This window comes from Sphingobium sp. (genome assembly GCF_049304695.1).
GTDB lineage: Bacteria > Pseudomonadota > Alphaproteobacteria > Sphingomonadales > Sphingomonadaceae > Sphingobium.
The window spans coordinates 1-7,922 of sequence record NZ_JBAQOK010000098.1 but is presented as its reverse complement, the minus strand read 5'-3'; the positions used below and the strand labels follow the sequence as shown (position 1 = coordinate 7,922).

The 7,922-nt window shown below is 58.9% G+C and carries 11 protein-coding genes and 3 pseudogenes; 7 read left to right on the top strand and 7 right to left on the bottom strand.

Annotated features, from left to right (window positions below):
• Positions 1-291: pseudogene (locus WA070_RS20595) on the bottom strand (hypothetical protein); the annotation flags it as partial.
• A 233-nt stretch (positions 292-524) separates the two neighbouring features.
• On the bottom strand, positions 525-1,112 hold the full coding sequence (locus WA070_RS20590) for a recombinase family protein (RefSeq protein WP_281822840.1): 588 nt from the start codon (positions 1,110-1,112) through the stop codon (positions 525-527).
• Between the two features lie 250 nt (positions 1,113-1,362).
• On the opposite strand from WA070_RS20590, the gene WA070_RS20585 reads away from it, so the two are divergent.
• Positions 1,363-1,614, top strand: a complete 252-nt coding sequence (locus WA070_RS20585) for an AbrB/MazE/SpoVT family DNA-binding domain-containing protein (protein ID WP_375713694.1) — start codon at positions 1,363-1,365, stop codon at positions 1,612-1,614.
• A 3-nt stretch (positions 1,615-1,617) separates the two neighbouring features.
• Positions 1,618-2,004 (top strand): type II toxin-antitoxin system VapC family toxin, encoded by a 387-nt coding sequence (locus tag WA070_RS20580; RefSeq protein ID WP_281822842.1) that lies wholly within the window; start codon positions 1,618-1,620, stop codon positions 2,002-2,004.
• On the opposite strand, the gene WA070_RS20575 is transcribed toward WA070_RS20580, so the two are convergent.
• Both WA070_RS20575 and WA070_RS20570 read right to left on the bottom strand, forming a co-directional pair.
• Positions 1,988-2,428: a DUF1810 domain-containing protein gene (locus tag WA070_RS20575; protein ID WP_281822843.1), complete on the bottom strand. Its 441-nt coding sequence runs from the start codon at positions 2,426-2,428 to the stop codon at positions 1,988-1,990. The two genes, WA070_RS20580 and WA070_RS20575, sit on opposite strands and share 17 nt — an antisense overlap.
• 22 nt (positions 2,429-2,450) lie before the next feature.
• On the bottom strand, positions 2,451-2,777 hold the full coding sequence (locus WA070_RS20570; RefSeq protein WP_281822844.1) for a hypothetical protein: 327 nt from the start codon (positions 2,775-2,777) through the stop codon (positions 2,451-2,453).
• An 88-nt stretch (positions 2,778-2,865) separates the two neighbouring features.
• On the opposite strand from WA070_RS20570, the gene WA070_RS20565 reads away from it, so the two are divergent.
• A complete protein-coding gene (locus WA070_RS20565; RefSeq protein ID WP_281822845.1) occupies positions 2,866-3,210 on the top strand; it encodes a WGR domain-containing protein in 345 nt (114 codons plus the stop codon).
• Positions 3,211-3,717: 507 nt separating this feature from the next.
• Here WA070_RS20565 and WA070_RS20560 read toward each other — a convergent pair.
• On the bottom strand, positions 3,718-4,713 hold the full coding sequence (locus WA070_RS20560; RefSeq protein ID WP_422635775.1) for a DGQHR domain-containing protein: 996 nt from the start codon (positions 4,711-4,713) through the stop codon (positions 3,718-3,720).
• 116 nt (positions 4,714-4,829) lie between these two features.
• On the opposite strand from WA070_RS20560, the gene WA070_RS20555 reads away from it, so the two are divergent.
• Genes WA070_RS20555 through tnpC form a run of 3 tightly spaced genes read left to right on the top strand, consistent with a single transcriptional unit; the run spans position 4,830 to position 7,127 of the window.
• A complete protein-coding gene (locus WA070_RS20555) occupies positions 4,830-5,168 on the top strand; it encodes a transposase (protein ID WP_037543664.1) in 339 nt (112 codons plus the stop codon).
• On the top strand, positions 5,165-5,521 hold the full coding sequence (gene tnpB, locus WA070_RS20550) for an IS66 family insertion sequence element accessory protein TnpB (RefSeq protein WP_009823144.1): 357 nt from the start codon (positions 5,165-5,167) through the stop codon (positions 5,519-5,521). The genes WA070_RS20555 and tnpB overlap by 4 nt, the downstream gene beginning before the upstream one ends.
• Positions 5,522-5,552: 31 nt before the next feature.
• On the top strand, positions 5,553-7,127 hold the full coding sequence (tnpC, locus tag WA070_RS20545) for an IS66 family transposase (RefSeq protein WP_217674458.1): 1,575 nt from the start codon (positions 5,553-5,555) through the stop codon (positions 7,125-7,127).
• Positions 7,128-7,331: 204 nt separating this feature from the next.
• On the opposite strand, the gene WA070_RS20540 is transcribed toward tnpC, so the two are convergent.
• The gene (locus WA070_RS20540) at positions 7,332-7,493 is read right to left on the bottom strand and encodes a hypothetical protein (protein ID WP_281822847.1); all 162 of its coding nucleotides are present in this window, start codon (positions 7,491-7,493) and stop codon (positions 7,332-7,334) included.
• A 162-nt stretch (positions 7,494-7,655) separates the two neighbouring features.
• Positions 7,656-7,757: pseudogene (locus WA070_RS20535) on the bottom strand (hypothetical protein); the annotation flags it as partial.
• Positions 7,758-7,784: 27 nt separating this feature from the next.
• Here WA070_RS20535 and WA070_RS20530 point away from each other — a divergent pair.
• Positions 7,785-7,922: pseudogene (locus tag WA070_RS20530) on the top strand (Tn3 family transposase); the annotation flags it as partial.

The window sequence follows — 7,922 nt, the reverse complement described above, 5'->3', positions numbered from 1 at the left end:
GCTGCCTAGGATGTTGTTCTCCCGGTACTCCCAGAGCGCACGTAGCGCACGAGCGACAAGGTGAGGTTGCGCTCGTGCTATAAATGACCGCAGGCGCTTGGCTTTCGAAGTGCCATAGGCTGAAAACAACGAAGATCCGGGCGGGGCATCAGGATCGACACCAACTTCTGTGCAGAAGAAATCCCCAAAAGTGCGATCTGAAAAATCCAAAACGTAGCCCGACTGCATATTAAGCGCTTCTTCGAACACGGCGCGGTCAAGCCGCGTGATAAGCGTTTCGTAACTCTGCATCTTTTCTATGCCCCTTCGCCTACCCATTTGGTCCGGAGTATTGCCAGCTACGAGCGATTAGGCCAGCGGCAGCTGCATCTAGGTTGACTGTCCGCTCAGGGCCGAACGCGACTATGCCCCTATCGAGCGTGAATGTCTGCTTCACCAATTTTTAGCGATTTTCGGTTTCGTCATGCCTGCTCGGTCTCGATGGTGGCGTGGCTGATATTGGGGAAAGGGGAGGGCGGATTGGGTTACTCCTCCGGGGCTTCCTCGGTACGGTCGTGTAGTTCACCGATATACCTATAGAGCGTTTGCCGGGAGACATTGTAATGGCGGGCGAGGGCCGCTTTGCCTTCTCCGGACGCAAGCCGCAGCAGCAGCTCGGCAACCGTATCGTTGGAGAGAGACCTTTTCCGTCCTCTATAGGCGCCGCGTTTTTTGGCCAGGGCGATCCCCTCACGCTGACGCTCGTTGATGAGGGCGCGCTCGAACTCCGCAAATGCGCCCATGACCGAGAGCATGAGGTTGGCCATCGGAGAATCCTCGCCTGTGAAAGCAAGATGCTCTTTCACAAACTCAATCTTGATGCCGCGTGCAGTCATCGACTGAACCAGTCGGCGTAGGTCATCGAGGTTGCGCGCAAGGCGATCCATACTGTGAACGACCAGCGTGTCACCCTCGCGGATGAATGAGAGCAGAGCTTCCAACTGGGGGCGGCTAGCGTCCCGACCGGATGCCCGATCTATAAACGTCCGATCTACGTCCACGCCCTCGAGCTGTCGGTCAACGTTCTGGTCGACCGAACTGACCCGGATGTAGCCGACCCTCTGCCCCTTCACACAAAAACTCCAAATATGTCACGTTAGAGTCTAAGATGTGGTCAGTCATATGTCAAACAATTGCGAAATTGGTGCTAAAGTGACATCTTTCCGACAAGAGCCGTTACGTAAGGATAGGGTACACCCTAGAATGACAGTCTCGAACTGCGGGTATTTTTAGGCCTTTTGAGTGGGAGACCAAATTGTTAGTGGCGGCGGTCGCATAGAAATGCCATAATTTCGAACGTGGCATAATAGGTGCGGTACAACTATGGGAAAAGCGGTCGATATTCGTGTTGCACAGAATGGACGCATGGTTCTGCCACGGGCGGTGCGGGAAGCGCTGGGCATGGTGGACGGCGGAACTGTCGTTCTTTCAATTGAAGGCGACGAGGTAAAGCTGACATCGATCCGAAGGAGCATTGTGCGGGCGCAGGAACTCTACCGCCAGCATGTCAAAGACGATGGCACAGTCGCCGACTTTCTGGCCGAGCGTCGCGTTGAAGCTGCGGCGGAGCAGTAAGGAATGGCGAGTGTCGTGTTCGACGCGTCAGCGCTCCTGGCGTTGCTGCGTGATGAGCCGGGCGCTGACGTCGTGGCCTCGCACATGGGTGACGGTCTGATTTCCGCAGTCAATTTGCAGGAGGTCATCAAAGCTCTGCTGCGTCGCGGTATCGGGATCGAAGTGGTCCGCGAGATGATCGACGCACTCCATCTCGATGTTCGGCCCCACAAGATTGAGGATGCCTTTGCTGCGGGGGAGCTTTATCTTTCGACTGAAAAGTACGGCAGTGGCCTGGGTGATCGCAGCTGCATGGCCCTTGCGATATCGGAGAAGCTGCCGGCCCTGACCGCCGACAAGGAATGGTCAAAGGTCAAGGTGAAGGGTTTGAAAGTTATGCTGGTCCGCTAGGTGCAGACTTGAGCAGGTGTAAGGTGGCACCATCTTGCTCACCGCTAAACCAGCGAGCAAGCGCCGCTTCGAACAGCGGGCCGCCGCCGGCATTGATGAACAAGGTGAGACTTGAGCGCAATTTCATAGCGTCGATCTCGCCAAATACGGCTTCGGGGTTCGCCGCGGTCAAATCCTGAACTGCCGCGACGCACTCCTCAAGCCGTCGTCCCAAAAGCGGATGCGCGAGATAGGCTTGAGCTTCGGCAATCGACCTGATGGCATAGCGCTCCGCTATGTCACTCCGGCCCAGGCCGGCCAGTTGCGGGAAGATGTACCACATCCAGTGGGAGCGTTTACGGCCACGCCGAATTTCGGCGATTGCCGTTTCAAAAGCGGCAGTTTGGGCTTCAATAAAGCGGTCGAGGTCAAAGGGAATGGTCATGCCGTCCCCTAGCATGCGTTCCTTACTTCCCTTCCCCATTCCGCACCTTCTTCGCCTGCGCGTCGAGGCGATCGGCCGCGATGTCCGCGTTCACTCGCATCTGGTCGCCTTGCTTTTCCAGCGCATCGGCCTTGGCTTCCTGCACCTCCTGAGCCGCCTGCAGGGATCGATCCAATGCCCGACCGCGAACCTCATTCATCCCTTCGCCCACCTGTGTGCTGTTGTTGGCAAGAGCGGACGCGCGGTCTTGAGCCTGGCCCGCGGTCTCATTTGGCCCGTCGCACGCGCCAAGGCCGAGCGCGGAGGCTATGGCGAAGACAACCCCGAGCCTGGAGAATGCGTTGATCATTTAATGTTCCTCTCGATCCCATAACGCAGCGAGGCCATGATGTTTGCAGGCCACGCTCAGATTGACTGCGAGAATCACTGGAGCGGTAGTGATTCAAAAGATCAGTTGGACCGGCGCCGAGCGACGCTGGTTTAATGGCGCCATGATGACGCTGCCCACTCAATTGGTCGAATGGCGCTGTGACCTCGAAGCAGTCGACGACGGTTGGAACATCGCCCGCGCCTACAGTGTCAGCGTGACCCAAGATCTGTTTGGCCAATGGATCGTGGATCTGAGGTGGGGGAGGATCGGTACTTTAGGAACGGGGCTGAAGCTTACATTTGAGAGCGACAGCGCCGCCCGCCGGTTGGAGCACGTACTTTGGCTCGTCGCGCATCCGCGCCCCGTCGCATTGGCGTTCCATATAGAGGCTGCTGACAACCAAGGGTTGTGAGCCCGGCGGTTGGGGACCTGATGCCGGGCTCTATCAGTGCTATTGCGCCGACATTCTTCAGAACGGCTGGCGAGCGCCGACTTTTAGCCGCTCATTGGGTAAAGCCACATTCGCATGAAACCATCGGGTAGTGGTGGGTCGGTCGGAATTGGGGTGCACTCATGTCGCTTCTTATGCGAAATGGGGCCATGGCTACCCTGCGAAACACGATCACCTTCCGATGCAAGAAATGCAAAACTAATGGCTCTGCAGAGATTTCAGAGACGGACCACCCTTACAACCCAACAGCCACTTACGTTAGCGATGTTACATTGGGGTTCAGTGTGCGCCGAGCCGCCTACCCCGATACTGCAGAGGTTTACTGCGAAACATGCAACAAAAAGGTTCGCTGAGCCAGCGTAGGAACTCTACTCCCGGGCACCGCTAAGCTTTACGAGGAGGTGAGGGCGATCACCTCCATCGACGAGTATTGCACTGCGGCGTAGACTAGACCAAATATCCGCCTTGTTATTCCGGTGCAGGTGCACCCCCGCTTTCAGATAAGCGCTGCTGAAGCCACGTGCGGCTAATGACCTTCAGACCTTCGTGCCAAGGCTCGTTACTAGATATGTTGAACGACAAGGCTTCAAGGTCAGCCATGATGAGATCACGACCAGCCCTGGTATCGTAGCTCGTACTAGCCCACTCCGCCTCAAAGAATTGCGGGTCCAGCGTCGCGAGGACGTCCTTCGTAACGTCGCGGACTTTATCCGGATCGCCGGGATCAACCTGATCCCGCAGGCGAGGGTTTCGCGCCCAGGTCTTGATGGTGGAGCAAACGAACTGCGTCATGCAAGTCATGCCGACTTTGGAGAGCAGCTTGCTGTTGGCGACAAAAAGGTCAGCCCATTCTTCCTTGATGACCGTCCACATGGCGATCAGAAACGCATTGAGGCTGTCGAGATCTTCGAGTTCGCCAAAACCGAGCGACTTTGCTTCAGACGCCATCGCCTCGATCGCTGCCGGCACGACGATGCGCTGCTCTGGGGGATTGTTCGGCCACGCGACCATTCCCCGAAACGGGCTATCTGGATCTTCGTCCAGAACGCCCACCGACCCTAGGTTGGCGTTCAAAGCTAAGCGCGCGCTCTTGAGCCTCGTCTCGAGTTGATCATCGGCGTAGTTGAGCGCAAGCGCGCGGAGATGGTCCGGCGGAACCTTCGCGGATTTGTTATTGATCACGAGGAATTGGAAGGCCATCTCAAGATCTGAGGCTTCGATGAGGCCGACCACTGGTATAATGGTGTTTGGGTCAACGGCCTCCAACCCGCGCATGCGGTGCTGACCATCGATTATGAGGCCTGGATGAGATCGGCCCTCTTGTGTTTCGAACCGCAGCTTTCGGACTACCCCTTCGCCTTCAACAATGACGCCGCGAAGACCAATCACGATGGCAGTTGGGATCGTATTAGAAGGATTGTCGGCGAAAAAGCGTAAGCGCTGTTTCCCACCCACCTTGTGCAATGTGGTGATTAGGGCAGACGTTGGTCGGTATGGAAGCCCACAGCCTTACGAGCGCACTGGACACCCACAATGGAGTTGGTCTGGAGCCTGTTCGCCGCCCTGAGGTGCTCCGCAGCATGGCAGGTCGGCGACGGATCTGGACGCTGGAGCAGAAGCTGGCGATAGTCGGGGAGATGGCGCGTTGCGGCAACATCGCCGAGTTCTCCCGCCAGCACGATATTCGCACGTCGTTGCTCTACACTTGGCGCCGGGAGCTGCGCTATGTGTTGGAAGCAGGTCGGGCCACCAGCCATGCGGAGCCGATGTTCGTGCCTGTCATGGCCGACAGTCCCAAGCCATTGTCGAGCGATGTCGCAATAGAGGTTGAGGTGGGAGGCGCCGTCGTTCGGATTGGAGGTACGGCTAAGGCCGATCTGGTGGCAGCAGTGATCCAGGCGTTGCAGGTACAGCGGTGATCGGGATCGGTCCGGGCACGCGGGTCATGGTGGCGACGCGCCCGGTGGATTTCCGCAAAGGGCCTGATGCCCTGGCGGCGCTGGTGAGCGCAGATTATGGCGGCGATGCCTTTTCCGGCGTGATCTATGTCTTTCGGGCCAAGCGTGCCGATCGGATCAAGCTGATCTGGTGGGACGGGACCGGGCTGTGCCTGATGGCGAAGCGTCTGGAGCAAGGCAGCTTCAAGTGGCCTGGCATCCAGGACGGCGTGATGCGTCTTTCCGCCGCCCAGCTAGGCGCGCTTCTGGAGGGATTGGACTGGCGCCGGGTTCATGGCGGCCGTCGACCGCAGGCCCCGCAAATTGCCGGTTGACGGGGCTTTGCCTCACTGATTCATTGTTACCATGCTCATGCAAGCGGACCTGCCAGAAGACATCGACGCGCTTCGCGCGCTCGTCCTGGAGCAGTCCCGGATGCTGGCGGAGGAGCGGGCCGCATCTGAGGTCAGGCTGACAGAACTGGTCGTTGCCAAGGGCGAGGCGGACGCCGAGATCGAGCGCCTTCAGTCGATTATCGATGCCTTCATGCGGCATCGTTTCGGTCGCCGGTCTGAGCAACTCGATGCTGATCAGCTCCAGCTGGGACTGGAGGATGTCGAGATCGCCCTTGGACATGCCCGTGCTGCAAGAGATGCTGTTGCACCGCGTTCCCGCAGCGATCAGCCCCGTAAAACCAACCGCGGCTCCTTGCCCGCGCATCTCGAGCGGATCGAACAGATTGTCGATATTGAGGAGAAGGTCTGCCCTTGCTGCAGCGGGGCGCTTCATCAGATCGGCGAAGATGTTGCCGAGCGGCTAGACGTCGTTCCCACGACCTTCCGCGTGCTGGTGACACGACGCCCGCGTTATGGCTGTCGCTCCTGTGAGGGCGCGATCGTCCAGGCTCCTGCTGCGGCGCGGATAGTCGAAGGCGGGATCCCGACCGAAGCGCTGATCGCCCAGGTGCTGGTATCGAAGTATGCCGATCATGTTCCTTTATACCGACAGGCTCAGATCTACGCCCGGCAGGATATCAAGCTCGATCGCTCCACCCTGGCGGACTGGGTCGGTCGGGCAGCATGGTATTTGCGGCCATTGCGGGACCGGACCCTTGAGGAGTTGCGCCGATCAGAGCGGCTGTTCGCCGACGAGACCACTGCGCCGGTGCTTGACCCGGGGCGCGGAAGGACGAAGACTGGCCAGCTATGGGCCTATGCCCGCGATGATCGGCCATGGGGTGGCGTAGGTCCGCCGATGGTCGCCTATGTCTATGCGGCAGACCGGAAAGCCGAACGGCCCGACACCCATCTCGGAGATTTTGCAGGCATCCTGCAAGTCGACGGCTATGGCGGATACACAGCGCTTGCCAAACGCCGCGGACAGCAACTCAGCCTTGCCTTCTGTTGGTCACATGTCCGGCGCAAATTCTATGATCTTGCCGCCAGTTCCCCGGTCGCGACCGAGATCCTGCGTCGGATCGCCATGCTCTATGCCATCGAGGATGAGGTGCGCGGCTACTCTGCTGAACAGCGCCGCATCCAGCGCGTCGAATGCAGCCGCATCATCGTCGCGGATCTCAGGCTCTATCTGGACGCCCGGCTCCGTCAGATCAGCGCCAAGAGCAAGCTGGCCGAAGCCATCCGCTATGCGACAACGCGCTGGGACGGACTCGTTCGCTTCATCGACGATGGTCGGATCGAACTCGACACCAACACCGTCGAGCGATCAATCCGCCCCTTGGCTTTGAATCGAAAGAATGCCCTCTTCGCCGGTTCCGACGAGGGCGGCGATAACTGGGCGGTCATCGCCACGCTCATCGAAAACTGCAAGCTGGGCGGCATCAATCCGCATGACTGGCTGAACCAGACGCTGACCGCGCTCGCCAACGGCTACCCGGCCAATCGCGTTCATGAACTCATGCCCTGGATCTACGTGGGCTGAGAACAGCGCTTACGAAAAAGCGTCGGATGCTCGCGATGCGACTTTTCTTGGGCTCGCGCTGCGGCGCCAAACGGTTGTCGGGCCCGAGCCGATCGACATCGGCCCATTCCGAGACTTGGCCTGCAGGAGCGTGGAACATCGCCAACAACGGGCCTAAACCGTCCGCTCGTTGGTGAAACACAAAGGCATCATACTCATACTGCATTAGTTCGGCGTCCAGTTTACGCTGGTGCGGTCCACGTCATGAACCCGCAAATTGAAAAAGTCGTAGCCCTGATCGGCGTCGATCCGCACTGGCGCTTCGCGCGGACCGATAGCGAGCAGGGCGTCCTTGAGAGAGCTACCATTGACTTGTGCATAAGACATCGCGGCTCGGATGTGGAGGGCTACCCTGACTTCGCGAGGTAGGCTCCTCAATCCGCTCTCTTCGTCGATATCAGAGAAGGCTATGGGTTGGACCCAGGCCATCTGCCATGAAGCTATATGGCTTTTGGCGTTGTTGCACCGCGGACAGGCCGGGAGAAGGTTCTCCAGGACCGTGTCACCCCCGAGCGCGCGGGGCCAAATATGGTCGGCGGTCGCCGCAAGCCCATCCGGCCCTGGTGCGTCCTCATAGGCAATCCCGAACATGCGACCACAACTGTAGCAACTGGCAGGCCCGCCTCGAATATCACCGACGTACTTTCGCAGGTCGAACGCTGGACCGGCTTCACCCGGCACTTCGGGCATGTCTCGAGCGGGCTGCCGCCTACGGACGAGCGGGCCTTTCTTGCTACCCTGATTGCCGAAGCGACC

Excerpts from the sequence above, each read along its gene's own strand:
- WA070_RS20585 (WP_375713694.1), top strand. The coding sequence starts at position 1,363 with ATGGGAAAAGCGGTCGATATTCGTGTTGCACAGAATGGACGCATGGTT.
- WA070_RS20580 (WP_281822842.1), top strand. The coding sequence starts at position 1,618 with ATGGCGAGTGTCGTGTTCGACGCGTCAGCGCTCCTGGCGTTGCTGCGT.
- WA070_RS20575 (WP_281822843.1), bottom strand. The coding sequence starts at position 2,428 with ATGACCATTCCCTTTGACCTCGACCGCTTTATTGAAGCCCAAACTGCC.
- WA070_RS20570 (WP_281822844.1), bottom strand. The coding sequence starts at position 2,777 with ATGATCAACGCATTCTCCAGGCTCGGGGTTGTCTTCGCCATAGCCTCC.
- WA070_RS20555 (WP_037543664.1), top strand. The coding sequence starts at position 4,830 with ATGGCAGGTCGGCGACGGATCTGGACGCTGGAGCAGAAGCTGGCGATA.
- tnpC (WP_217674458.1), top strand. The coding sequence starts at position 5,553 with ATGCTCATGCAAGCGGACCTGCCAGAAGACATCGACGCGCTTCGCGCG.
- WA070_RS20540 (WP_281822847.1), bottom strand. The coding sequence starts at position 7,493 with ATGTCTTATGCACAAGTCAATGGTAGCTCTCTCAAGGACGCCCTGCTC.